This window comes from Halalkalirubrum salinum (assembly GCF_005543295.1).
GTDB classification, from domain to species: domain Archaea; phylum Halobacteriota; class Halobacteria; order Halobacteriales; family Haloferacaceae; genus Halalkalirubrum; species Halalkalirubrum salinum.
Genome location: NZ_SRSG01000060.1, coordinates 1 through 23,589 on the forward strand (window position 1 = coordinate 1; position 23,589 = coordinate 23,589).

A 23,589-nucleotide genomic window follows, 5' to 3' on the forward strand; every position below is an offset into this window, starting at 1 on the left:
CCGTTATTTCTTTAGCAGAACGCGGTATTCCTGATTGAGTTCTGAGAGGAGTCTCTGTGTAGCTTCCACGATCACACTTCATTTGGATAGATCGGTGGGGGCTGTATCCCCAGCAGGGCCTCCATCTCCGCGTGAAACGGCGCTTCCCGATCGCGCAACCTTGCCAGCCAAGCGGTGGCATTCCGAATACGTCACACGATGAGTGACACACTGGGAGGCCCACTCGAATCAACGCAGGAACGACACTAACTCAGATGCACCGCGAGCACTCCGTGAAACACCCGATTTGGCGAGGTAGGCGCTTTTGAACGCCGCGATTTTCGCCGCGGCTCCCGCTTTGAGCGCGCCGAGCTTCGTGTAGTAGCCGCTCTTTCTCGCTCCGGCGATCGTATAGTGCCTCGTCGCCATCGAAACCGGTGCTCGCCGCCCACGGACGGTGGTAGAGCCGTCGCGGATCGCCGCAACGATGTCATCAGCGGTAAGGGCATCCCGTGAGACCCCTGAAATCTCGATTTCGGTGAACGCACGGCCGACGTATTCGAGTTTGTGTGCGTCGCTCGCGGCGAGTTCTGGATAGCCGTGTTTTTGGGCAAACCGGCGGGCTCGACGATTCTTGTAGCCCGTAAAGAGCCACGCATTGAACGTCTCAATGCCGTCACAGTCGTCGATGTACCTCCGTCGAACGCCGTGTCTGGTTCGCTGTGATGGGTGGGGAACGACTGCGACGCCGCCGCGATTTCGGATCCACTCGACGGTTTCGCTGAACGGAGCACGATGTGGCGGCATTTCGGACACCCCGATCGCCAACAGATGTCCGCGACGTGTCGACACCTCGACACCGGGGATGCCGATGAGCCCGTACGATTCGGCCAACTCGGCGGCTCGAAGTGACTCTGTGAGCACGTCGTGGTCGGTGATTACCACCGCGTCGAGACCAATGTCCGCCGCGTGCTCGAGGATCAACTCGATCGGCTCATGGCCATCGTAGGAGCCATCTGAGTGGACGTGCGGATCGATCCGAACGGTAGTTTGCTGCACACCCGTCGCTACTCTCGCCAGGGATATAAGCCCGTGGCATGTTCGTTATCAATCAGTTATTCGCCAAATACGGAGACGGCTCCCCTTCGAGACCATATCACCGATCGCTCCCTACTGGACCGATGGGCACAGTCGTTCTCCGAGTTCGACGCCGTTCCAGAACGCTGCGTGGGCACGTCCTTCCCCAACGACCCAATCGCCAGCGGCGTACAGATCGATCGCTTCGAGTGCCTCGATCGGCTCGGCATCAACTGCGGCGTCGGGCAACGCGTACCGCCAGCCTTGATCGTCAACCCAGTCAGGATCTGTGAGGCGATCGTCACCGATCAACTCGGCGACGTGTCCGGCGGCGTCTGGGGCGGCGATGTCCATTGGCTCGTCGTAGCGTTCTGTTGACCATTCGGGAGACATCTGCGCGATAAGCAGGCACTCGCCGTCGGGAACGTGGCCGTCTTTGCACTCTTCACGGGAGACCCAACCAACTGGATGTTGGTGATCGACGTTAACGAGCCCGTAGTATGGGCGATCGAGCTCGAAGGGGTAGTGCAAGACGAACGTTCGGATTGTCCGGTACGGGACCGCTTGTACCGCTCTAGTAGCAGACTCCAGTCGGGCTGTGTGTTCCCCATCAACGGTCGTTTCCGCGAGCAACGCTGCAGTCTGGGGGGCCGGCGGCGTGAGCACAACCGTCTCGAACGGGCCGTGCGGTTCCTCTTCAGTGTCGGTGATTGTCCACGCCCCCTCGCGGCGTTCGATCGACGCAGCCCTGACGCCGTGTTCGATGGTTGCCGCAGCTTCGTCGAGGGCCCGCTTTGCGAACTGTGTCATTCCTTTCGTCCAGTTCCACTTGTCGGCGTCCGGACGATCGCCCTCCGAGACGGTCCCGGTGCGATCGAACGTCCAGACCGGCTCATCGATGTTGACGAGCCCATCGCTCCCAAGTTCTGACAGTAGCGCCGCCGTTCGACTGGCGTCCCCTTCGCTGGGGTTAACATAGTTCGCACCGTGATCGTACCGACAGCCGTGTTTCCTTCGGGTGGCCGCGCGTCCGCCGACGCCGCGGCTCTTTTCGAGAATCGTTACGTCAGCGTCCGTTGCTGCGAGTGATCGGGCAACGCCAGCGCCTGCGAGTCCTGCTCCGACGATGCCGATCGATCCGATTGCATCCGTGTCGCTCATCTTGAGTAACAGTAGGGTGGGAACCGGGAAAACCCCCTCGCGAGCAGCCACCTGTCGCCCTGAGCAGACATCCGATCCACTGCCGAGTACTAATAAACGCTTTTGAGGCCACGGGCTGACCTCCATGTCATGTACGACGCGGTACTCTTCGATAACGACGGCGTCCTCGTCTCTCGGACCGCCTACGACGCCCTCCAGGAGGCCGCGTGGACGACGTTTGCGTCACTCGGCGTTGACGATCCCGACCCCGAACACGTCGAATTGATCACGATCGGTGTGACCCCCGAAATGGTTCACTCGCTCTCGGCAACATATGGGCTCGATCCCGACACGCTGTGGCGAACCCGCGATCAAACCGCCGCGCGTATCCAACACGCCGAAATCGACGCCGGCAGAAAAACGCCGTACGAAGACGTTCACGCGCTCGATCGACTGGGTATTCCGATGGGAATCGTCAGCTCGAATCAGCAGGCGACAGTCGACTACCTGATCGAACGGTATCCGTTCTACCGGTCGTTCGCCGTTGCTTACGGGCGTGAGCCCGAAATTGAGAGTCTCGCGCGAAAAAAGCCCGCGCCACACTACATCGAGCAGGCGTTGTCCGCGCTTAAGGCCGATCGTGCACTATTCGTCGGCGACAACGACTCGGATATCCGCGCGGCTAAAAACGCCGGCATTGACTCTGCGTTCATCCGCCGACCGCATCGGTTCGACCACGAGCCAGATCCAAAACCGACGTACATCGTCGATGATCTCCACGATGTCGTCGATCTGTGTCGGCGTCGGACCGTTCACTCTTGAGTGTCGAATTGACACGCACTGCGGTGTAGCGACCGGACCGAAAGGCCCACGTCCGCGGTCGCCGTCGATCGGACCATGACATCTACCGAGGTACCTACGATCGGGCTCGGAACGATGGGACTCGACGGCCCCGCCGGTGTCGAGACAGTCCGGACCGCGATCGAACTCGGGTACCGACATCTCGACACCGCACAAATATACGACAACGAGGACGTTGTCGGAAACGGAATCGAGCGAGCCAGCGTCGATCGCGAGTCGCTATTCGTCGCAACGAAAGTCTGGGCAGATAGCCTCGAGCCAGCAGCGGTACGGCGGACGGCCGCTGAGAGCACGGCCCGACTGGGCGTCGAGACGATCGATCTCCTCTATGTCCACCGCCCGATCGAGACATATGATCCAGAGCAGACACTTCCAGCCTTCGAAGCGCTTCAGGCGGCCGGAACGATCCAACATATCGGGGTGAGCAACTTCACACTCGCAGAACTCGACAGGGCAAGAGACATCCTCTCGGGAGATATCTTTGCGCACCAGATCGAGCTCCATCCGTTGTTTTACACGCCGGAACTGATAGAGCACGCCATGGCCCACGACTACTACGTGGTCGCGTACTCGCCGCTTGCTGGCGGTGCGGTGTTCGACGTTCCTGAACTGACCGCGATCGCCGAGAAACATGAAACGAGTGAAGCGGCAGTCTCGATCGCCTGGCTCGCTGGGAAAGATAGCGTTCTCGTCATTCCAAAAGCCTCGAGTGAGCTACATCTTCGTGCGAACCTCGAAGCTGCCCAGCTCAGGCTGGATCCAGAAGACATCGACGCGATTGAGTCGATCGATCGCGAGCGAGAGCTCTACCCAGAGTGAGTACGCGAAAGGAGAGAAAGATTGGCAGTCTCAGTTCGTGCTGCGTCGGTTTTCCAGCGCTTCGACGACCTCTCGCCCGACGGGAATGAGCACCCAGAAGGCGAACGCACCCAAGAGCGCGGTCCACAAGAATACGTCGGTGAGGAAGATTCCGATCGCGTCGAACGTTGTTTCGGGCTCTACGGGCGTGGCGATCAACTGGGTGTCGTAAAACGACGGCGTCTGGTACCACGCGGCCAGGGTGATCCACGCCAATGCTGCGGTCGAGAAGATCCCAATGCCTTTGATGAACTCGTCAGCCATTGGTTGAATCTTCGTCGGAGTCCTCTTGAGACTTTCCCATCCCCTCTGTGCGGAACCGCGTCCCAAGTACGTACACCGCGGTCCCAAATGCGATCGTCCCCAACCCGGCCACGGCTAACACTGCGCTCAGCACGTCGTCGCCAACGCCGAGTCCGATCGCGTCGAATCCGAGTTCGAGGATCCGCCTGAACACGCTGACCTGTAGCGTCGCCGCGTCGAGCAAAAAGAAGCCGCCGACGATACAGATCGCCGCGATCATCGTCGAGAAGACGACGATCGTTTTGTACAGCCGCATTGGCACGACGACGTCTCGTCGGCCGCGGCGATCGGCGCTGTCTGAGCCGGTCGACGAATCTGGCATACCCAGTCTACGGCCGAGAGGTACTTTTATGCGACGTTATCAGTTGCTGGACAATGCGCGGTACTTGAGACGGCTGCGGACAGTCAGCCGTCCAACTGCTCTCTGAGAACCTGGTTTGCGGTTCCTGGATCGGCGCTCCCGCGGCTTTTTTGCATCACCTGTCCGACGAGGAAGTTCAGCGCACCGTCCTCGCCGTCGTGGTAGTCCTCGACGGCGTCTGGGTTCTCGTCGATCGCCGCTTCGACGAAGCCGACAATCTCGTCGTCGTTTGCCTTCCCAAGACCCTCACGGTCGATGATCGTGTCTGGATCGTTGCCGTCGTCGAGCATCGATCGCAGGACGATCTCCTCGGCGTTTTTCGTGGTTACCTCCTCGGCGTCAACGAGTTCGATCAGGCGAGTGAATTCGTCGAGACGATCGGCCACGTCGGTGATCTCCATATCTCGGTAGTTTAACTCGCCGAGGAGGTTGTCGGCGACCCACGTCGCCGCCAGATCGGGATCGAACGATTCTGCGACATCTTCGAAGAAGTCTGCAACCTCCTTCGTGGAGGTGAGCTTCGAGGCTGATTCGGCGTCGAGACCGTACTCGGCTTCGAAGCGATCGCGGCGGGCGTCCGGAAGTTCCGGAATTGGAATCCGTTCTTTCCAGTCAGAGACCTCAAGTGGCGGGATGTCTGCCTCTCTGAAGTAGCGGTAGTCTTTTTCTTCTTCCTTCGATCGCATCGAGACGGTGATGCCGCGGGATTCGTCCCAGTGGCGCGTCTCCTGCTCGACAGCGCGGCCGCGCTGGATCGCGTTGCGCTGGCGGGTGACCTCGTAGGCCAGGGCCTTTTCGGCGCCCTTGTGGCTGGAGATGTTTTTGACCTCGGTACGGTTGGCCGATCTGAGTGCGTCCTCGGAGATTTCCCCATCCTCGTCGACCGCCTCAGCATCGACGAGCGAGATGTTCGCGTCAACTCGGAGACTGCCGTCGCGGGTCGGGTCGAAAACGCCGAGATATTCGAGCACCTCTTCGAGCTTCGCGAGGAAGGCTCGGGTTTCGGCGGGCGATCGGAAGTCCGGTTCCGTGACGATCTCGACGAGCGGGGTGCCTGCGCGGTTGTAGTTGATGAGCGTGTAGTCGGCAGTATCGATCGAGCCGCCCTTGTGCTGGAGACTGCCCGGGTCTTCTTCGAGATGCGCGCGAGTGATGCCAATCTTTCGGCGCGTCCCTTCGACGCTGATCTCGATCGAGCCGTTCGCACAGATCGGCGCGTCGTACTGGGTGAGCTGGAAGTTCTTTGGCAGATCCGGGTAATAGTAGTTCTTCCGGTGGAATGTGGTCTGTTCGGGGATATCTGCCGAGAGGGCTTTGCCGATCTTGACGGCTGCCTCGACGGCACCTTCGTTGAGCACGGGTAACGCCCCCGGTAGTCCAAGACAGACCGGGCACGTCCGGCTGTTCGGTTCCTCGTCCTCGGCGGCGCGTGTCGAACAGCCGCAGAAGATCTTCGTTGCCGTTTCGAGCTGGACGTGGACTTCCAGCCCGATCACGACCGCGAGTTCGCGTTGTTCGACGGCCTGCGCTGTCATTACGCCGGCTTTGCTTGCCGTCGGCTAAAGACTAACGGGATGTGCGGATTCGCTGTCGATCGCCCGTGTCGACTGTTTGTGTCACTATGTCACACATATGTCTGACGCAGATTTATACCACAGGCCCGGTCGTATATATACATGACACAACAGGAGGAACTCCGATCGAGGATCGCTGAACTGCAGGCTGCGGTCAACGGCCTCACAGAGGAACTCGTCGAAACCAAAGAGCGGGTTCGGATTCTCGAAGCCGAACTCTCGGATGCTCAATCGGCTGCCGCAGACGCTGAAGCGGAGGTCGAAGCGCTCACAGCGGCTGCGGAGGACTCCGAAGAAGAATCGTCGGTGAACGAGTGGACAACAAAAAGCGATGATCACGTCGAGGTTGTCAAACACGAGCGAACCGAACCGGCGACCGACACGGACGCAGAAACAGATGCCGACACAGACGAACCGATCGACGCTGATAAACCCTCCGAGTCACAGAATACAGACGATACGGATTCGACCGAAGAAAGCGACATAATCGTCGCCTAACGTCCGCGACATGCGAACGTCTTGCTCAGGCGATGAACCGTCGATCGACTACGCTGCTCCCCCGACTACATGCACATCAAACGGCTCGTCTTGGACGGATTCAAAAGCTTTGGACGACCGACCGAGATCCCCTTTTACGAGGATTTTACGGTTATCACTGGTCCGAACGGCTCCGGGAAATCGAACATCATCGACGGCGTGTTGTTCGCGCTCGGGCTGGCACGCACCCGCGGGATCCGCGCGGAGAAGCTCACTGACCTGATCTACAACCCCGGCCACGACGACGGGGCCGAGACGGGCGGCACAAAGGAAGCGAGCGTGACGGTCGTCCTCGCGAACGACGATCGATCGATTTCTCGAGATCAGGTGATCTCCGCGGCGGGAACCGATCGAATCGGCGACGTCGACGAGATTACGATCAAACGGCGGGTCAAACAAACTGAGGAAAACTACTACTCGTATTACTATCTCAACGAGCGATCGGTCAATCTCTCTGATATCCAAGACCTCCTCGCGCAAGCCGGCGTCGCCCCCGAAGGGTACAACGTCGTCATGCAGGGAGACGTGACCGAGATCATCAACATGTCGGCGTACCAGCGCCGCGGCATCATCGACGAGATCGCTGGCGTCGCGGAGTTCGATCAGAAAAAGGAGGCTGCCTTCGAAGAGCTCGACGCCGTCCAAGAGCGGATCACCGAGGCCGAACTGAAGATCGAGGACAAGCGCGATCGGTTAGAGCGCCTCGAAGACGAACGCGACACGGCGCTTGAGTACCAGTCGCTTCGGGAGGAAAAACAAGAGTACGAAGGCTACCGTAAGGCCGCCGAGCTCGAAGACAAACGCGAGGAACTGGCCGAGACTGAAGCAGAAATCAACGAGGTCGAGGGTACGCTCGCCGATCGCCAGGCAGAACTCGACACCAAACAGGGTCGGCTCACCCGACTGAAGGACGAGCTCACCGAGCTCAACCGAGAGATCGAGCGGAAAGGCGAAGATGAGCAGTTGGCGATCAAACGCGAGATCGAATCAGTCAAAGGCGAGATCGATCGGCTTGAGGGTCGGATCGAAAACGCCGAGGCTCGGATGGAAGACGCCGAGTCTGAGCGGCGAAGTGCCTTTGTCGAGATTGACCGCAAGCAGGAGGTTCTCGACGAGCTAGAGGGCGACATCCGCTCGATCAAGGTGAAAAAGGCCTCGACGAAGCGCGATATTGAAGAAAAAGAATCTGCGCTTGCGGACGTCCAAGCGGAGATCGACGGGATTGACACCGAGTACGACGAGTTGAAAGCCGACTTGGCCGATCGAAACGAGCGCCTCGAGTCGATCAAACAGGAGCGAAACGACCTCCAACGTGAGAAAGATCGGCTCCTCGACGACGCCCGCCGGCGCTCGAACGAAATCGAGGAGACAAACGAGGCCATAGCTGACACTCACGACCGAATCCCAGAACTGAAACGAAAGCGCTCAGAGCTACACAGCGAACTCAACAAGGCCGAACGGAACGTCGAGACGATTGAAGCGACAATCGAGACCCTCAAAACCGAGCGCGCAAAGGCCAAAGACGAACTCGACGCGGTTGCCGCCGAAATCCAAGAGAAACAAGCCGAGTACGCCGAGTTAGAGACGCGATCGAACGACGGATCGAGTTCGTGGCCGCGGGCGGTATCGACGATCAAAAACGCCGGCCTCGCAGGCGTCCACGGACCTGTCGGCGAGCTCGGAAGCGTCCCCGGCGAGTACGCAACCGCGTGTGAAACCGCGGCGGGTGGCCGACTGGCGAACGTCGTTGTTGACGACGATGGAGTTGGCTCCGATTGTATTGATTATCTCAAACGTCGAAACGCGGGCCGAGCGACGTTTCTGCCGATCTCGAAGATGGACAATCGCGGCCTTCCACGACTGCCCTCACACTCGGGTGTCGTTGATTTCGCTCGAAACCTCGTCGAGTACGATTCGCGCTACGAGTCGATCTTCTCGTACGTGCTCGGCTCGACGGTCGTCGTCGAAGACATGCAGACCGCTCGGGATCTGATGGGCGAGTACCGCATGGTGACGCTAGACGGGGACCTTGTCGAGCGATCGGGTGCGATGACCGGTGGCTCAGGTGGTGGATCGCGGTACGCCTTCTCGAAGTCCGGCAACGGCCGGCTCGAACGGCTCGCCGAGGAGATCGCCTCCCTAGAGGACAAACGCCAGTCGCTCACCGACACGATCCGCGAAACCGAATCGGATATCGACGCCGCTCGCGATCGAAAATCCGACGCGGCTGAGAAGGTTCGGTCGATCGAAGCCGATATCGAATCCGTCGAATCGGACATTGCGGACGCCGAGGGGGAGATCGAGGCGTTAGAATCCCGCCTCGACGAACTCGAAGACGAGCGAGAGTCGGTCAACGCCGAGATGGCCGAGCTGGACGAGAAAATCGACGAACTCACCTCAGAGCGCGAGTCCGTTGCAGCTGAGATCGCTGAGATCGAAGACGAGCTGTCTGACTCGCGGATTCCAGAACTGACCGCCGAGGCCGACGAGATCCGCGCGGAGATCGACGAACTCGAAGACCGGATGGACGACCTCAACGGGCAACTCAACGAGAAACAGCTCGAAGCCGAGTACGCTGAGGACGCGATCGAGAGCCTCGAAGAGACGATCGAGGCCGCACAAAATAGAAAGGCAGACGCCCAAGAGACGATCGCCGAGCTCGAATCGGAGATCGACGAGCGCGAAGACGCCCTCGATGAGAAGCGTGACGCGATCGAAGAGCTCGAATCTGAGCTGGTCGATCTCAAAGAAGACAGAAAAGCACTGCAAGCGGACGTCGAGGATGCCCGCGAAGAGCGGGATGCTGCGCGCGAAGCAGCAAAATCGGTCGAATCAGAGCTCGAGTCACTACGCGAGACGGCCGAACGGCTCGAGTGGGAGATCGACGAACTCCAGTCGCAGGTTGGCGACTACGATCCCGAGGACATCCCAGACCACGACGAGGTCGAGCGATCGATCGCCAAACTCGAAGCAGAGATGGAGGCCCTAGAGCCGGTGAACATGCTCGCGATCGACGAGTACGACGAGGTCGAATCCGAACTCGACAGGCTCACTGAGGGACGCGACACCCTCGTGACAGAGCGCGATGGGATCGAAGAGCGGATCGATCGCTATGAGTCCCAGAAGAAGGCGACGTTTATGAGTGCCTTCGAGTCGATCAACGACCACTTCCAGGACATCTTCTCTCGGCTTTCGGCGGGGACTGGCGAGTTGGTGCTCGAAAATCCCGACGATCCGTTCGAAGACGGTTTGACAATGAAGGCCCAGCCGGCGGACAAGCCCGTCCAGCGGCTGAACGCGATGTCCGGCGGCGAGAAATCCTTGACCGCGCTGGCGTTCATTTTCGCCATCCAGCGGCACAACCCCGCGCCGTTTTACGCGCTTGATGAGATCGATGCGTTCCTCGACGCGGTCAACGCCGAGCGAGTCGGCGAGATGATCGACGACCTCGCGGGCGATGCGCAGTTCGTGGTCGTTTCGCACCGCGCAGCGCTGCTCGAACGATCCGAGCGGGCGATTGGCGTCACGATGCAGTCGGACAATATTAGTGCGGTGACCGGGATCCAGTTCGGTGAGGAGGCTGAGCCTGCGGACGCGGAGGTGCAGGCGGATGATTGAGATGCGATCGAAGTTCGATCGGCTGATTGGGACCCGAGGTGAGACTCGATGACGAACTCACCTGATGCGACTGGCATTGCGCCGCCGACCGAAACGGTTCCCACACTCCCTAAAGAAACCGACGAAGACGAGGTTGAGCCGGTCGAACTGCTCGTTCAACTCGCCGAGGAGGGTGAGATCGAGCCGTGGGACATCGACATCGTTGAGGTGACAGACGCGTTTCTCTCGAAACTCGAGGAGACCGATCTACGAACGACGGGGCGAGCGCTGTTTTATGCGAGCGTGCTCCTCCGGATGAAAGGCGACGAACTCCTCGCCGAGCCCGATCCAGAGCCTGAACCGGAGCCGTGGGAGGCCGAGATGCGGATGGATGCCCCAGCCGGCGACGGATTCGACCCGATCGACGCGCTCGAATCGGAAATGGAGCGCCGACTCGACAGAAAAAGCACCCGTGGCTCCCCGGAAACGCTCGACGAGTTGGTCGCCGAACTGCGGGAGGCAGAACGCGAAAACTGGTGGAAACGCCGCCGCGAGTACGACACTACCGATTCACCGCGGGGATTCGATCGCGGCCGACAGACGCTTGATTACCGCGCAGCCGACGACATTCGCCACGAGGGCGAACCGACGGAGGACGACGTCACGGGGACGACCCACACCGAAGACATCGAGTCGGTGATCGCAGACGTCATCGACGAGATCGACGAGCGATTCGATCGCGGTCGGGACGCGCTGTTATTCGCCGAAATCGAATCAATCGGGGGGCGGACGTTTATGACCTACCTGTCGCTTCTGTTTTTGGCGCATCGGGGACGGCTCACGCTCCGCCAGGACGACTTCTTCGGCGACCTATGGATCGAAGCGCCCGCTGTGGGGAGTTCGGACGAGCAGACCAACGATCGGTAATTGGGTCAGCCAATCAGGCGGCTTCGATCAACTCAGCTCTAGATCTGCGGCATCCTTCCACTCACCGATCCCCGAGGGATCGAGGTGGACGTGAACGTCGCCAACGTGTTCTTCCGATCGCAGTGTCTCGACGAGTTCGGTCTCGATTGCATGCGCTTCCTGGAGCGTGAGCGTTCCGTCAACTTCGACGTGGACCTCAACTTCGAGGACTGTCCCCTCGTAAAACACGGTCAGGTCGTGGATCCCCTCGACAGCAGGGTGTTCGCGGAGGCGGGTGGCGATTGCTTCGCGCTCGGCTTCTGTGGGTGCGGCACCGACGAGGTAGTTGACGTTCTCGCGGGCAATTTCGACGCCCTGGTAGACGACCAGCAGACTTACGAGTCCGCCGGCGAGGGGATCGAGCAGCGGGAAGCCGAAGAAGACGCCAATTACGCCCACGATCGCGGCGATTGACGTGTAGATGTCGTTGAGACAGTCCGCCGCCAGCGCCGCCAGTGCCGTCGAGTCGATCGACTCGTTGATGGCCGCGGTGTATCGGTAGACGAGGTACATGTCGACGATCGCGAACGCCAGTGCGGCGAGCAGTATCCAGCTAAACGTGACGTCAGCGCCAAAGAACAGACCACGCGCGGATTCGTACAGGAGGTTCCCACCGAGCAATACGATCACCGCCCCGACGAACAGCGCAGTTAGCGGTTCGATTCGGGTGTGACCGTGAGGGTGGTGTGTGTCCGGTTCATCGAAGCTGCTGTCCCCCCAGACGAGCACCACAACGCTTGCGACGAGATCGGCAACTGAATGGGCCGCGTCGGCGATAAGCGCGACGCTGTTGAACGCGAGTCCCGCCGCCCCCTCGACGACGATCTTGATCACGTTGCCGACCACGTTCGCCCACGTCGCGCGAGAAAAGCGATCGCGATCTGATCGGTCGGCCATACCAATTCTGGATGTCGCGTACCTATATGAATTGTCGTTATCCCGACCGGACCCCATTAGTCGCAGGGACTCGTTGGTCATCCATGGCCATCGCCCGTCTTGATCACTTCGTGCTCACGGTTGCAGATATCGATCGAACCCTCGAGTTTTACGACCGATTTGCGGGCATAACGCCGATCACGTTCGGAGACGGCCGACACGGGCTTTTGATCGGCGATCAAAAAATCAATCTCCACGAAGCGGGCGAAAATATAACGCCGCGGGCAGCCGAGCCGAGTGTGGGCGGCGGAGATTTCTGTCTCGTGACGTCCACTCCCGTCTCGGAACTCAAAGCCGATCTCGAAGCCGACGGAATAGCAATTGAGCTTGGGCCGATCGATCGAACGGGCGCGCGCAGCGACCTCCGATCGATCTACCTTCGCGATCCCGACGGAAACCTTCTGGAGTTGGCTAACGAAGGATAGCCGCGGTTGTCCTCTTGTCGATCGACACTGTGTCCTAGAGGTACTCCCCGACGAGTAGTTCGACCCGATCGCGGGTATCGCCGGGAATCGCCGCAGTAGGGGTGTTGATTGTTCCTTCGAGTGAGGTGTGGGCCGCACACTCGTGGTCTGTAGGGAGTGATTCGATCGCGGCTTCGACGGTCGCTTTGATCGCCGCCTGGTTCTTTTCGGCGTTTTCGAGCACCTCTTCGAGCGTGACCTCGTTGTCTTTTTTCCACACGTCGTAGTCGGTGACGCCGGCGATCGTCGCGTATGCCATCTCGGCCTCGCGGGCGAGTTTTGCCTCGGGAATTGCGGTCATTCCGACGAGATCCCACCCCTGCGATCGGAAGAACTCGCTTTCGGCGCGCGTCGAGTACTGTGGCCCTTCGATACAGACGTACGTCCCGCCTTTGACGACAGTAGCGTCGGTTGCGTCTTCTGCGGCAGTCGCGAGGTGATCGACCAGCTCTGGACTGTACGGCTCGGTGAAGGGCTGGTGGACGACGATCCCCTCCCCGAAGAACGTCAGCTCGCGGTTTCGGGTCCGATCGAAGATCTGGTCGGGGATCACGAGCGTCCCCGGTGACAGCTCCTCACGAAGCGAGCCAACCGCGTTCGAAGCGAAGATGTGGGTGACGCCGACAGATTTGAGCGCGTAGATGTTCGCCCGGTATGGGAGGTTCGTCGGCGATCGGCCGTGAGAAGAACCGTGTCGCGGTAAGAATGCGACCTCTCGGCCGGTATCGCCGAATTCGCCGATCGTGACCGGGGCGCTTGGCTCGCCGTAGGGGGTGTCGATCGATTCCTCGCGGACGTCCTCGAGCGGCAGTGCCTCGTAGATCCCGCTGCCGCCGATGAAGCCTATTTTGCTCATACCGATACTGCGCACGCATTCCACAAAACCGTGCTGACATGGCAATGATGCCATGTGTCACGGTACCAGCCCTTGAAAGCGTTCAAATACCCACCGCGTGTTTCGGAACGTAGTGTCACAGACCGAGACGAACAGGCTCACCCACGGCGATCTGGTTCGACCGATGATCGCGCTGGCGTGGCCGATGGTTGTGATCCAGCTGCTGCAGGTGGCGTACAACGTCGCCGATACGGCGTTTCTCGGCGCGGTTTCCGAGGACGCCGTTGGCGCGCTGAGCCTCGCGTTTCCGCTGATTTTCTTTCTGATCTCGGTCGGCGGCGGCTTCACCGCCGCGGGTGCGATCTTGGTCGCCCAATACACCGGCGCAAAAAGCGGCGGCTCAGCCGACGAGATCGCCGGGCAGACGCTGTCGTTCGTGACGATCATCGCGGTCGGAATCGCGATCGTCGGTTTTTTCGCGACCGAGCCGATGCTGGCGCTGTTGCCGGCGGACGCGGAGACACAAGCCCGGATTGTCCCGCTTGCGGCGGATTACATGCGGATCTTCTTCCTCGGGATGCCGTTTCTGTTCGGGTTTTTCATCTTCGTGTCCATCATGCGCGGCTACGGCGACACCCGGACCCCAATGCGAATCATGTTCGTCAGCGTGCTGGTCAACGTCGTCTTGGATGCGGTGCTTATCTTCGGCCTCGGGCCGATCCCACGGCTGGAGATCGAAGGCGCGGCAATCGCGACCGTTAGCTCCCGTGCGATCGCGACCGCCCTCGGGCTGTACATCCTCTTTCGGACTGACGCGGGGCCGGATATCGAGGTGGCGTACCTCGTGCCGGACGTGAGTCAGATCAAAGAGATCGTCTCACTCGGTGTGCCGAGCGCGATCGAACAGTCCTCCTCGTCGCTGGCGTTCATCGTCCTCACGGCCATGGTGGTGACGTTCTCCCCGGAGATCGTCGCTGCCTACGGGCTGGGGAACCGGCTCATTTCGCTCGTGTTCTTGCCAGCCATGGGGCTGTCACAGGCGATCGATACGGTCGTCGGCCAGAACCTCGGGGCCGACAGGGCCGATCGCGCAAAACGCGCCTCACGACTCGCGATGGGCATGACCGCGCTCGTGATGGCCGTCCTGACGGTGATCCTGTACGCGTTCCCCGAGCCGATCGTTCGGGTGTTTCTCTCGGCGGATACACCGGGAGCGTCGACGACGATCGGCTACGCCGTCGATTACATGCAGATCGCGGCGTTCATGTTTGTGTTTATGGGCACGCTACAGATCATGCTCGGGACGTTCCGCGGGGCGGGCAACACGAAGACGGCAATGGCCTTTTCGATGGTCACACTCTGGGTCGCCCGTGTCCCGCTCACGTACGTCTTTGTATTCGTCCTCGGCTGGGCGGAGACCGGCATCTGGTACGCAGTGCTACTCGGCGATATTGTCGGTTTCTTCGCCGCGCTGGTGTGGTACCTGCGTGGAACCTGGGCGACAAAAATCATCGACGAGGGCCCCAGCACGGGCAACGACGCTGGTGGAGAGGCCGATCGAGACGCATCTGCCGATGCAGCGACCGACCCCTCTGTGACAGACTAGTCGTCTCTCAATGGGCGGCGCCGTCAGACGCCCTCGATCGTGCCGCGGAACGCGGTGATCGCCGCCATAGCCTCGTCGATCTGCTCGGCGATCGGCTCTTCAGCGTCCGCCGCGATCTCTCTAAGGGCGTGTTCGATCCGCGCCAGTCGGCCGTGGTCGGCTCCAAACTGCCGATCCGCAAGGTCCGCGAGTGTTTCTGCCTGCGCCCGCAGCCGGGTTTCGATCTCGCCATCAGCCGCGTCGGCAGCCGTTTTGAGCGTCTCGCTCGCTTCGTTGAGGTGTCCTTTGCTCATACGCGCACGTCCGTCGGGCACGGTGATAATTCGTTCGCCGTTGTGTACGTGTTAAATGATGGCGCCGGACTGCAAGATTGCGATCGCGACGGTCAGCGCCGGGACGCTGACGAGCGTCGTCACGAGGACGACCGTGCTCACGTACTCGGCGACGGTGAGTTCGCCGATCGTTTCTTCGCCCGCGAACTCGACGATCAATACCAGCGGTGTCACCGCCGCCGGCATCGCCGTTTCCAGGACAAACACCCGCGCGACGGTCGGGTCCGAAAATCCGAGCGCGATCGCGATCGCAAGGCCAACAAACGGCGCGATCACCATCTTCAAAATTGTCGGCTTCGTCGCCCGCGAGAGTGCTGCCTCGTAGTTTGTTTCCGCGAGCTGGATTCCAAGAATGAGGAGCATCACTGGAATAGACGAGTCTCCAACGAGTCCGACAGCCTCCATTGCAGCGGTCTCCGCCGGTGGGACGAGATCAAACGCCCGGAGCCCGAGCGCGGCGAGCACCGCGTAGACGAGTGGAATCTTCGCGACGCGCTTGACTCCCGACAGGCCGCTGGCCCCGCTGCTCCGAGAGGCGATGTAGACGCCGACGGTGTACACGAGCACCGCCTGGGCGGTGAGAAAGACGACTGCGGTCTGTCTCCCGATCGACCCAAACGCGAAATCAGAGACTGGAATCCCATAGTTTCCCGAGTTCGTAAAGGCGATCACGAGGATCAACGCACTGAAAAGCGGTTCTTGCTCGCCGGTCAGCCGGCCGACCGCCTCGCCGATCGCGATCATCACGACCGTGAACGCCAACACGCCCGCAGCAATGCGGAGCAACGTCTCGCCGGCGAGTTCTGTCACCGCGAGGCTGTGAAACACGAGTGCCGGCGCGAGGACGTACACGACAGCAGTGTTCAACGCGCCGGGATCAATCTCCTTTCTGCGGCCGAGAACAAACCCCGCCGCGGCGATCGAGACGATCGGCAAGATCGCTTCGCCGAAAATTCCGATGAGGCCGGTCATCGCGAGGCGACCTCCTCGCGGTATCGCGTCCGGATCGTCGAAAAGAGCGATCGGCCCAGATCCGTCTGGAGCCGCGGCTCCGCGGTCGCAAAGAACTCGTCCAGATTCTCGTACGCCTCGAACGCCGCGGCATCTGCGTCGGGATCGTACCGCTTTTCACGCTCGTAGACGAGCGCCTGCAGGCACATGTCGATTAGGTCCATCTCCTTGACGGCGATCGCCTCCGGCGAGTTTCGCTCCTCGTATTCCTTCCACGCAGCTACAAGATCGTCTGTCTGCAGGGGGTCTGTCAACTCGTCGATCGCCGATCGCTCTAGTGTCTCTTTTTTTTCTGGATCGATCGTCTCTGCGGCCGGATCCGCCCGGGTTGGGAGATCTCCTGTCTCAGTCTCCGCGAGGTCGTGGAGAATTGCTAGACGGATCGTGCGATCGACATCCAGCGGTTCCGCACGGTCCTCGAAGCGATCGTCCCCGGCGAATTCTGTGGCCAGCCGATCGCCGTACACTAAACACAGAAACGCCACTCCCCACGTGTGCGCGGCGACGGATTCGGGATCGGTGATTCCGCGGAGCTGCCAGCCAGTTCGCGATTCGTCTTTCAGTCCGTACGCTCGACACAGCGCGTCCAGTTCGTCGTCCGTCACGGCTCGTTACTCGCGATCGTCGACGAGCGCCCACTCGGTTTCGGAAACTGTTACGGCGACCTCACGGCGAACCATCTCTGTAAGTACCTCGTCGAGGCGATTCGGCTGGGCGATCTCCATTTCGATGCGATCGATGTTGTGGTACTCAGAGAGGTAGTGGCGGATGTCTTCGGTGGTGAACGCCTCCTGATCGGCCTTCGCCATCACTCCAGAGCTGAGGTCGATCATGTCTTCGATGAAGTTCCACGGATAGACGACCCACGTCCACTCTTCGAGCTGTTCGCCCACGAAATCCGGCTCGAACTCGCTGGTCTGGAGCAACTGCAGCGTCGCGGTCCTGATCTCACCAGCATTTCGCTTTTCGACGTACTCTTGTGCGCGCTTGATCGATCCGCCGGTGTCGGCAATGTCGTCGATGATCAGCACGTCTTTGCCCTCGACGGAGCCCTCCGGCATCGGATAGCGAATCTGTGGCTCGCCGCTCTTTTCGGCGGTTCCAACGTAATGTTCCATCTTCAGGCTCGTGAGGTCGTTCAGTCCGAGGAAGTCACAGATACACCGGCCGGCGAACCAGCCGCCGCGCGCGAGCGCAACAATCACGTCCGGTTCGAACTCTGCGGCTTTGACCTGCGTGCTCACGTCGCGGCAGCGGCCGTAGATGTACTCCCAGTTCGTGATGGTACAGTTGAACGTGTCCGGGAGATCGCTCATGTCGTCTGTGCATGGTCGCCTTCGGCCTATAAGCGTTACAGTTTCGATGACGCGGCCGCCGGAAACTACAGGTGGGCCCCGTCCGTCACATCGACCATGTCCGCTCCTGACGCGTTCGATCACGAATCACACATGCGCCGGGCGATCGAACTCGCCCGCGAGGCTGCCGAGCGCGGCAACCACCCGTTTGGGACCGTGCTCGTCCGCGATGACGAAATTGTCATGGAGGACAGAAACACTGTTGTCACCGAAAACGACATCCGTCGACACCCTGAACTGCACCTCGCAATGGAAGCGACACGCAAAATGAGTGACGACGAGCGTGCGGAGACGGTCATGTACACGAGCACAGAGCCGTGCCCCATGTGCGCTGGCGGGATGCGCTATGCGGGCTTCGATCGGGTCGTCTACAGCGTCGGCAGCAACGAGATCGTCGAGTTCACCAGTAGCGAACCGTTCCCGGTCCGATCGGCGGCGATCCTTGCGGGGATCACCGATGTCGTTGGACCGGTACTGAACGAGGACGGTCGAGCAGTCCACGAGGACTTCTGGTAGCCGTGTCTCGAGTACTCGTCGTCGCTCACAAACCACCACTCATCCCGCTCGCATGATCTGCTGTTGGCCCGCTGTGACCCTGTCGATCGCGTCGGCCGCTATACCGGCAGTTCAGCACGGTACAACGCCGCTGGTGTCGGACCCCGCTTCGACAGTTGTTATTCTTGAAGCGCTCGCAGTTCCAGTTATCCTGCTGTTTTTTTATCTCGACGGGATGGTACTCGGCAAGGTTACCCCTCCGGCTGCGTTCTATATCGCGTATGTTGCCTTCGTCTCACCCGAAATGTCAACACTGGTTGTCGTTGCGATCATGTCGGTGATCGCCTCTTCACTCGGGCAATTTACACTCTACCGCGGGTTCAACACCGAAAGCCCGGAGTTCATTGGCATCCGGAGAGCGGTACCGTACGCCGATCGCCTCCCGTGGATCATCCGCCGGCGCGTTGGCGATAAGCGAATGCAGGTCGTCACCCGGCTGTTCGAGCGGTTTGGCGGGTTCGCCCTCGCGGTCACGAACACCATTCCGCTCATCCGATCGCTGATGAGCATACCCGCAGGGATGAGCAGATACAGCCGAACTCGGTTTCTCGTATTCTCGACGATCGGAAATGCCGTCTACCTTGTGTTCTTGACTGCCGTCGCCGAGGGAATCGTCGACGTCGCAATATTCGTCCGGTAACCAGTTGCGAGAAACCGTCGTTTTATTCAGCCAGCCGCAGTCATGACTCGTATGGATACCCGTCGCTGTCTGCTCGTCGACGCGTTCACCGACGAACCGCTGTCAGGAAACGCCGCTGGAGTCGTCCCGGATGCGAACGGACTCACCGAGACCCAGATGCAGGCGATCGCGCGCGAGCTCTCAGTCAGCGAAACCGCGTTCATTTTTGCGAGCGATCAGGCCGATCGCTGCGTCCGATATTTCACTCCGACCCAGGAGGTTGACCTGTGCGGGCACGCGACAATTGCGAGTCACGCGCACTTGTTCGAAGACGGTGTTGTCGATCCGGGAACGCATTCGCTCGAAACGAACGTGGGTGTGCTTGACATCGAAACTGCCGAAGACGGAACGGTGTGGATGACCCAGCGCGAGCCGTCGATCGAGAAACTCGAAATCGGCTCCGAGGAGCTTTCGGCGGCGCTCGGGATCGGTCGTGAGGCGATCGAAGAGATCGGTGAGGAGTTGCCGGTGGCCCGTTCGAGCACTGGACTTGCGTTCTTGATCGTGCCGGTGGCATTCCTCTCGCCGCTTGGGGCTGCCACGCCGGACATGGACGCGATCGAAGCGCTCTCAGACCGGCTCGATGTCGCTGGCATCTACGCGTTTACCTTCGACACGCTCCGGGCGGATTCGACGCTTCACGGCCGGGCATTTGCCCCAGGCTCGGGTATCCCAGAGGATCCCGTTACCGGCACCGCCAGCGGCGCGTGCGGGGCGTACCTCGAACGGTTCGGCGCGCTCGATAGCTTCGCGGAGGATCTGCAGTTCGAGCAAGGCCACTTTGTCGATCGGCCCGGCCGAGTCAGGGTGCAGATCCGCACTGACGACACAACCGGCGGCACAACGGTTCGGGTTGGCGGGCGCGCGGTGACGGCGCTCGATGGGTCGATTGCGATCCCACCCCTCGATGCGGATGAGATAATCGAGGCGTGACCGCTGTTCGATCGCTCGTCGATCACCCGTGTTGAACCAGCGATCACTCGCAGCCGAGTACCTTTTTTCCACGGTTGCATCCTCCGGAAAGTTCTTTAGGTACGTGGTGGATCACACACATACGAAATGGCTGTACCTTGGCTGGAAGACGTACGCGCCGACGATATCGACACCGTCGGCGGGAAGGCTGCGTCGCTCGGCGAACTGATTGGCGCGGAGCTACCGGTCCCGAATGGATTCGTCGTGACTGCCGGGACCTACCGGGAGTTCATCGAAGCTGCCGAAATCGACGAGGAACTCTTCGCGGCGATGGAGATCGACACCGAGGATTCGAGCGCGCTTGCGGCCGCCGAAGAGACGGCCTACGAGTTGATCCTCGAGACACCGTTCCCCGAGTCGGTCCGCGAGGAGATCCTCGAGGCGTATCGATCGCTCGGCGAGGACGGCGAGGAGGCCTTCGTTGCGGTCCGCTCCTCGGCAACGGCAGAGGATCTGCCTGACGCCTCCTTTGCGGGTCAACAGGAGACTTTCCTCAATGTTCGCGAACAGCAGTTGCTCGATCGCGTCAAGGAGTGCTGGGCCTCGCTTTTTTCCCAGCGGGCGATCTACTACCGCAACCGCCAGGGGTTCCCTCACGACAAGGTGGATATCGCGGTCGTCGTACAGCGGATGGTCGACGCCGAGAAATCTGGAGTCATGTTTACCAGCCATCCCTCGACGGGTGAGCCGGAAATTATCATCGAGGCCGCCTGGGGGCTCGGAGAGGCGGTCGTCTCTGGAACAGTGTCCCCAGACAACTACATTGTCGATCGCGAAACTGCGACCACTGAGGATGTGACTGTCGCCACAAAAAACATTCAGATGGTCAAAGACCCCGAAACGGGCGAGACGATCGAAGAGGACGTTCCCGAGGACAAACGCGACGCTCGGGTGTTGACAGATGAGGAGATCGAGTCACTCGTCGAACTCGGTAAAATTGTCGAAGACCACTACGAGAGCCCACAAGACGTCGAATGGGCGATCTACGAAGGTGACGTCTACATGCTGCAGTCGCGGCCGATCACGACGATCGCCGAACAAAAGAACATCGAAAGCGCCGCAAACAGTCACGAGAACGCCGAGAGCGAGACGAGCGCTGCCAATGGCGGGACGAACGATGACGAAGACGAAGGTGAGGTACTCGTCAGCGGGCTCGGCTCCGCGCCAGGGGTGGTGTCGGGGGCCGTTCGAATTGTCACCAAGCTCGATCACCTCGATCAGGTTGCCGAAGGTGACATCATTGTTACCGAAATGACGATGCCTGACATGGTACCGGCGATGAAGCGAGCGGTGGGCATCATTACCGACGAGGGCGGAATGACGAGTCACGCGGCGATCATCTCTCGAGAACTCGGCGTGCCCGCAGTCGTTGGCACGGGCGATGCGACCCGAACGCTCTCGAACGGACAGATGGTCACGCTTGACGGTTCAAAGGGGACGGTGCTTGCGGGTGATTTGACCGATGAAAAAGAGTCTGACTCTGGGGTCGATGAGGAACCACTCTCCGCTGAGTCTGTCGACGAGGTTCGGCCACAAACGCCGGTCAAACCCATGACCGCCACGGAGGTAAAGGTCAACGTCTCGATTCCCGAAGCCGCCGAACGCGCAGCCGCGACGGGGGCTGACGGTGTCGGGCTGCTTCGGATGGAACACATGGTGTTGTCGCTGGGGAAGACGCCAGAACAGTACATCATGGACCACGGCGAGCGTGCGTATCAGGACGAGCTGATCAAGGGAATCAGAAACGTCGCCGACGCCTTCTACCCTCGACCGGTCCGCGCGCGAACCATGGACGCGCCGACCGACGAGTTTAGACAGCTGGACGGCGGTAAGAACGAACCACGCGAACACAACCCGATGCTCGGCTACCGTGGCATCCGCCGGAGTCTCGACAAGCCGGACGTCTTCGCCCAGGAGCTCGCGGCGTATCGCCGGCTATACGACATGGGCTACGACAACGTCGAACTAATGCTCCCGCTTGTCAACGACGCCGAGGATGTCATCCGCGCGAAAGAACAGATGAAAGCGGCCGGGATCGATCCCGACAAGCGTCGCTGGGGCGTGATGATCGAAACTCCCGCCAGCGCGCTGTCGATCGAGCAGATCGCCAAAACAGGCATCGACTTTGCCTCCTTTGGGACGAACGATCTGACCCAGTATACACTTGCGGTCGACCGGAACAACGAGAATGTCGCCGATCGCTTCGATGAGCTTCATCCGGCGGTCAAAGAGCTGATGGGCGACACGATCGAAACCTGCCGAGAGTTGGACATCGACACGAGTATCTGCGGGCAGGCAGCCTCGAAACCCGAGATGGTTCGGTTCCTCGTCAAGCAAGGAATCAGTTCGCTCTCGGCGAACATCGACGCAGTTCGAGACGTCCAACACGAGGTTAAACGGTTCGAACAGAAGTTGCTTCTCGATTCGGTTCGCTAAGAATCTCGGTGACGCTGTCGATTCGATCGCACAGCGATCACTACTCTCACCAGAGCGGAACCACTATACCCGACGTTGGCCTACCGACGATCGATGCACCGGCAGCCGCCTCGGCAGTCGTTCGATCGGGTGCTCTCGTCGATGTGTACCCAGCCGCACCCGGCCGCGCGGGCGGCTGCTGCGGACTTCTATGCGAGCAATCCCGGCGACCCCGAGACGTATCAGTCGATCGCCAAACTGGAAGCGCGAGCCGTGTCACTGCTCGGGAGCGTTGTCGGAGACCGATCGATCGACGGCTATATCACGAGCGGCGGCACCGAATCCAACATCCAGGCGGTTCGGGCGGCTCGAAACAGCCATCCCTCGACTACACCCAACGTCGTCGCGCCCGAAACGGCACACTTCAGCTTCAGCAAGGCCGCCGAGGTGCTTTCGGTCGAGCTTCGGACAGTCCCGGTCGACGAAACATATCGGGCAGATATCGACGCAACCGCCGCGGCGATCGACGCCAACACTGCGCTCGTCGTCGGCATTGCTGGGACGACTGAACACGGCCGAGTTGACCCGATCCCCGAACTCTGTGAACTCGCCCACGACACCGGGGCACGCATGCACGTCGACGCTGCGTGGGGTGGATTCGTGTTGCCGTTCACCTCGTTCGAGTGGAGCTTTGCCGACGCGCCGGTCGACTCGATGACGATCGACCCCCACAAGTTCGGCCAGGCGGTCGTGCCTGCGGGGGGGTTGCTCGTCCGCGATCGGTCATTGTTGGACGCGCTGGCGACCGAAACGCCATATCTCGAGTCAACCACGCAGGCGTCGCTCACTGGAACACGAAGCGGTGCGGGGGTCGCGAGTGCGGTTGCGGCGATGGAGGCGCTGTGGCCTGAGGGCTACTGTGAGACGTACGAGCGGACGATGGCAATCGCCGAACGGCTCGCCGACGCGCTTGATAATCGCGGCTTCGACACGGTCGAGCCGCACCTGCCGCTCGTCACCGCATCGATTCCGCGATCGCTCTTCTTGTCGCTGCGGGAGGCCGGCTGGCGGATCGCAACGACGGCAGCAGGTGCACTTCGGGTCGTCTGTATGCCCCACGTCACCGAAGCGACGATCGACGCCTTCCTCGCCGATCTCGATCGGCTTCGGTGAGTC

At 60.6% G+C, this 23,589-nt stretch carries 23 protein-coding genes; 12 read left to right on the top strand and 11 right to left on the bottom strand.

The genetic code is table 11. The features are described 5' to 3' along the window. Positions 1-228 precede the first annotated feature (228 nt). Both E5K03_RS16875 and E5K03_RS16880 read right to left on the bottom strand, forming a co-directional pair. The gene (locus tag E5K03_RS16875; RefSeq protein WP_138007999.1) at positions 229-1,038 is read right to left on the bottom strand and encodes a CehA/McbA family metallohydrolase; all 810 of its coding nucleotides are present in this window, start codon (positions 1,036-1,038) and stop codon (positions 229-231) included. 111 nt (positions 1,039-1,149) lie between these two features. After that, on the bottom strand, positions 1,150-2,217 hold the full coding sequence (locus tag E5K03_RS16880) for an NAD(P)/FAD-dependent oxidoreductase (protein WP_138008000.1): 1,068 nt from the start codon (positions 2,215-2,217) through the stop codon (positions 1,150-1,152). Between the two features lie 129 nt (positions 2,218-2,346). Here E5K03_RS16880 and E5K03_RS16885 point away from each other — a divergent pair, with 129 nt between their 5' ends. Together E5K03_RS16885 and E5K03_RS16890 are read left to right on the top strand one after the other, a co-directional pair. Then, positions 2,347-3,018 (top strand): HAD family hydrolase, encoded by a 672-nt coding sequence (locus tag E5K03_RS16885; RefSeq protein WP_138008001.1) that lies wholly within the window; start codon positions 2,347-2,349, stop codon positions 3,016-3,018. 75 nt (positions 3,019-3,093) lie between these two features. After that, on the top strand, positions 3,094-3,876 hold the full coding sequence (locus E5K03_RS16890; protein WP_138008002.1) for an aldo/keto reductase: 783 nt from the start codon (positions 3,094-3,096) through the stop codon (positions 3,874-3,876). A 30-nt stretch (positions 3,877-3,906) separates the two neighbouring features. Here the strand turns inward: E5K03_RS16890 and E5K03_RS16895 are convergent, their stop codons facing one another. The 3 genes from E5K03_RS16895 to gatB all read right to left on the bottom strand — a co-directional run bounded on the left by E5K03_RS16895 (position 3,907) and on the right by gatB (position 6,114). Then, positions 3,907-4,179: a DUF7314 family protein gene (locus E5K03_RS16895; RefSeq protein ID WP_138008003.1), complete on the bottom strand. Its 273-nt coding sequence runs from the start codon at positions 4,177-4,179 to the stop codon at positions 3,907-3,909. Further along, positions 4,172-4,540, bottom strand: coding sequence for a DUF7315 family membrane protein (locus tag E5K03_RS16900; protein ID WP_138008005.1), 369 nt, complete (start codon positions 4,538-4,540; stop codon positions 4,172-4,174). Before E5K03_RS16900 ends, E5K03_RS16895 begins: the two co-directional genes overlap by 8 nt. Positions 4,541-4,623: 83 nt before the next feature. Beyond that, entirely contained in the window at positions 4,624-6,114 is a 1,491-nt protein-coding gene (gatB, locus tag E5K03_RS16905; protein ID WP_138008006.1) for an Asp-tRNA(Asn)/Glu-tRNA(Gln) amidotransferase subunit GatB, read from the bottom strand. 141 nt (positions 6,115-6,255) lie between these two features. Here gatB and E5K03_RS16910 point away from each other — a divergent pair, with 141 nt between their 5' ends. The 3 genes from E5K03_RS16910 (at position 6,256) to E5K03_RS16920 (ending at position 11,214) form a co-directional block, all read left to right on the top strand. Continuing rightward, complete coding sequence (locus E5K03_RS16910; protein ID WP_138008008.1) at positions 6,256-6,651, top strand: DUF7518 family protein; 396 nt, start codon at positions 6,256-6,258, stop codon at positions 6,649-6,651. Between the two features lie 69 nt (positions 6,652-6,720). Then, a complete protein-coding gene (smc, locus tag E5K03_RS16915; protein ID WP_138008010.1) occupies positions 6,721-10,308 on the top strand; it encodes a chromosome segregation protein SMC in 3,588 nt (1,195 codons plus the stop codon). Between the two features lie 48 nt (positions 10,309-10,356). Further along, positions 10,357-11,214, top strand: coding sequence for a segregation and condensation protein A (locus tag E5K03_RS16920; protein WP_138008012.1), 858 nt, complete (start codon positions 10,357-10,359; stop codon positions 11,212-11,214). Positions 11,215-11,241: 27 nt separating this feature from the next. Here E5K03_RS16920 and E5K03_RS16925 read toward each other — a convergent pair whose 3' ends face one another. After that, positions 11,242-12,150, bottom strand: coding sequence for a cation diffusion facilitator family transporter (locus tag E5K03_RS16925; protein ID WP_138008014.1), 909 nt, complete (start codon positions 12,148-12,150; stop codon positions 11,242-11,244). Positions 12,151-12,233: 83 nt separating this feature from the next. Here E5K03_RS16925 and E5K03_RS16930 point away from each other — a divergent pair, with 83 nt between their 5' ends. Continuing rightward, positions 12,234-12,614, top strand: coding sequence for a VOC family protein (locus E5K03_RS16930; protein WP_138008016.1), 381 nt, complete (start codon positions 12,234-12,236; stop codon positions 12,612-12,614). 34 nt (positions 12,615-12,648) lie between these two features. Here E5K03_RS16930 and mtnP read toward each other — a convergent pair whose 3' ends face one another. Next, on the bottom strand, positions 12,649-13,509 hold the full coding sequence (mtnP, locus tag E5K03_RS16935) for an S-methyl-5'-thioadenosine phosphorylase (protein WP_138008018.1): 861 nt from the start codon (positions 13,507-13,509) through the stop codon (positions 12,649-12,651). Between the two features lie 163 nt (positions 13,510-13,672). On the opposite strand from mtnP, the gene E5K03_RS16940 reads away from it, so the two are divergent. Then, positions 13,673-15,094, top strand: coding sequence for an MATE family efflux transporter (locus E5K03_RS16940; protein ID WP_138008040.1), 1,422 nt, complete (start codon positions 13,673-13,675; stop codon positions 15,092-15,094). A gap of 23 nt (positions 15,095-15,117) precedes the next feature. Here the strand turns inward: E5K03_RS16940 and E5K03_RS16945 are convergent, their stop codons facing one another. From E5K03_RS16945 to E5K03_RS16960, 4 genes are read right to left on the bottom strand one after another with little or no spacing between them, the layout of a single operon-like run. Then, complete coding sequence (locus E5K03_RS16945; RefSeq protein WP_138008019.1) at positions 15,118-15,387, bottom strand: DUF7553 family protein; 270 nt, start codon at positions 15,385-15,387, stop codon at positions 15,118-15,120. 51 nt (positions 15,388-15,438) lie between these two features. Next, positions 15,439-16,398 (bottom strand): AEC family transporter, encoded by a 960-nt coding sequence (locus E5K03_RS16950; protein WP_138008021.1) that lies wholly within the window; start codon positions 16,396-16,398, stop codon positions 15,439-15,441. Then, positions 16,395-17,042, bottom strand: coding sequence for an HD domain-containing protein (locus E5K03_RS16955; protein ID WP_138008022.1), 648 nt, complete (start codon positions 17,040-17,042; stop codon positions 16,395-16,397). The genes E5K03_RS16950 and E5K03_RS16955 overlap by 4 nt, the downstream gene beginning before the upstream one ends. 6 nt (positions 17,043-17,048) lie before the next feature. Continuing rightward, positions 17,049-17,753: a phosphoribosyltransferase gene (locus tag E5K03_RS16960; RefSeq protein WP_138008023.1), complete on the bottom strand. Its 705-nt coding sequence runs from the start codon at positions 17,751-17,753 to the stop codon at positions 17,049-17,051. Between the two features lie 96 nt (positions 17,754-17,849). On the opposite strand from E5K03_RS16960, the gene E5K03_RS16965 reads away from it, so the two are divergent. From E5K03_RS16965 to mfnA, 5 genes are all read left to right on the top strand, one after another. Continuing rightward, positions 17,850-18,308, top strand: coding sequence for a nucleoside deaminase (locus E5K03_RS16965; RefSeq protein WP_138008025.1), 459 nt, complete (start codon positions 17,850-17,852; stop codon positions 18,306-18,308). A gap of 133 nt (positions 18,309-18,441) precedes the next feature. After that, positions 18,442-18,987 carry a DedA family protein gene (locus tag E5K03_RS16970; protein WP_171006729.1) on the top strand — a complete coding sequence of 182 codons (546 nt, stop codon included), beginning with the start codon at positions 18,442-18,444 and terminating at the stop codon, positions 18,985-18,987. 51 nt (positions 18,988-19,038) lie between these two features. After that, on the top strand, positions 19,039-19,959 hold the full coding sequence (locus tag E5K03_RS16975) for a PhzF family phenazine biosynthesis protein (protein WP_138008028.1): 921 nt from the start codon (positions 19,039-19,041) through the stop codon (positions 19,957-19,959). Positions 19,960-20,085: 126 nt separating this feature from the next. Beyond that, on the top strand, positions 20,086-22,434 hold the full coding sequence (gene ppsA, locus E5K03_RS16980; protein ID WP_138008030.1) for a phosphoenolpyruvate synthase: 2,349 nt from the start codon (positions 20,086-20,088) through the stop codon (positions 22,432-22,434). Between the two features lie 93 nt (positions 22,435-22,527). Further along, a complete protein-coding gene (mfnA, locus tag E5K03_RS16985; RefSeq protein ID WP_138008032.1) occupies positions 22,528-23,586 on the top strand; it encodes a tyrosine decarboxylase MfnA in 1,059 nt (352 codons plus the stop codon). Positions 23,587-23,589: the final 3 nt, after the last annotated feature.

Bases quoted from the DNA above. Each gene is read 5' to 3' on its own strand.
- E5K03_RS16880 (WP_138008000.1), bottom strand. From the start codon at position 2,217: ATGAGCGACACGGATGCAATCGGATCGATCGGCATCGTCGGAGCAGGA.
- E5K03_RS16885 (WP_138008001.1), top strand. From the start codon at position 2,347: ATGTACGACGCGGTACTCTTCGATAACGACGGCGTCCTCGTCTCTCGG.
- E5K03_RS16890 (WP_138008002.1), top strand. From the start codon at position 3,094: ATGACATCTACCGAGGTACCTACGATCGGGCTCGGAACGATGGGACTC.
- E5K03_RS16895 (WP_138008003.1), bottom strand. From the start codon at position 4,179: ATGGCTGACGAGTTCATCAAAGGCATTGGGATCTTCTCGACCGCAGCA.
- E5K03_RS16900 (WP_138008005.1), bottom strand. From the start codon at position 4,540: ATGCCAGATTCGTCGACCGGCTCAGACAGCGCCGATCGCCGCGGCCGA.
- gatB (WP_138008006.1), bottom strand. From the start codon at position 6,114: ATGACAGCGCAGGCCGTCGAACAACGCGAACTCGCGGTCGTGATCGGG.
- E5K03_RS16910 (WP_138008008.1), top strand. From the start codon at position 6,256: ATGACACAACAGGAGGAACTCCGATCGAGGATCGCTGAACTGCAGGCT.
- smc (WP_138008010.1), top strand. From the start codon at position 6,721: ATGCACATCAAACGGCTCGTCTTGGACGGATTCAAAAGCTTTGGACGA.
- E5K03_RS16920 (WP_138008012.1), top strand. From the start codon at position 10,357: ATGACGAACTCACCTGATGCGACTGGCATTGCGCCGCCGACCGAAACG.
- E5K03_RS16925 (WP_138008014.1), bottom strand. From the start codon at position 12,150: ATGGCCGACCGATCAGATCGCGATCGCTTTTCTCGCGCGACGTGGGCG.
- E5K03_RS16930 (WP_138008016.1), top strand. From the start codon at position 12,234: ATGGCCATCGCCCGTCTTGATCACTTCGTGCTCACGGTTGCAGATATC.
- mtnP (WP_138008018.1), bottom strand. From the start codon at position 13,509: ATGAGCAAAATAGGCTTCATCGGCGGCAGCGGGATCTACGAGGCACTG.
- E5K03_RS16940 (WP_138008040.1), top strand. From the start codon at position 13,673: ATGATCGCGCTGGCGTGGCCGATGGTTGTGATCCAGCTGCTGCAGGTG.
- E5K03_RS16945 (WP_138008019.1), bottom strand. From the start codon at position 15,387: ATGAGCAAAGGACACCTCAACGAAGCGAGCGAGACGCTCAAAACGGCT.
- E5K03_RS16950 (WP_138008021.1), bottom strand. From the start codon at position 16,398: ATGACCGGCCTCATCGGAATTTTCGGCGAAGCGATCTTGCCGATCGTC.
- E5K03_RS16960 (WP_138008023.1), bottom strand. From the start codon at position 17,753: ATGAGCGATCTCCCGGACACGTTCAACTGTACCATCACGAACTGGGAG.
- E5K03_RS16965 (WP_138008025.1), top strand. From the start codon at position 17,850: ATGTCCGCTCCTGACGCGTTCGATCACGAATCACACATGCGCCGGGCG.
- E5K03_RS16975 (WP_138008028.1), top strand. From the start codon at position 19,039: ATGGATACCCGTCGCTGTCTGCTCGTCGACGCGTTCACCGACGAACCG.
- ppsA (WP_138008030.1), top strand. From the start codon at position 20,086: ATGGCTGTACCTTGGCTGGAAGACGTACGCGCCGACGATATCGACACC.
- mfnA (WP_138008032.1), top strand. From the start codon at position 22,528: ATGCACCGGCAGCCGCCTCGGCAGTCGTTCGATCGGGTGCTCTCGTCG.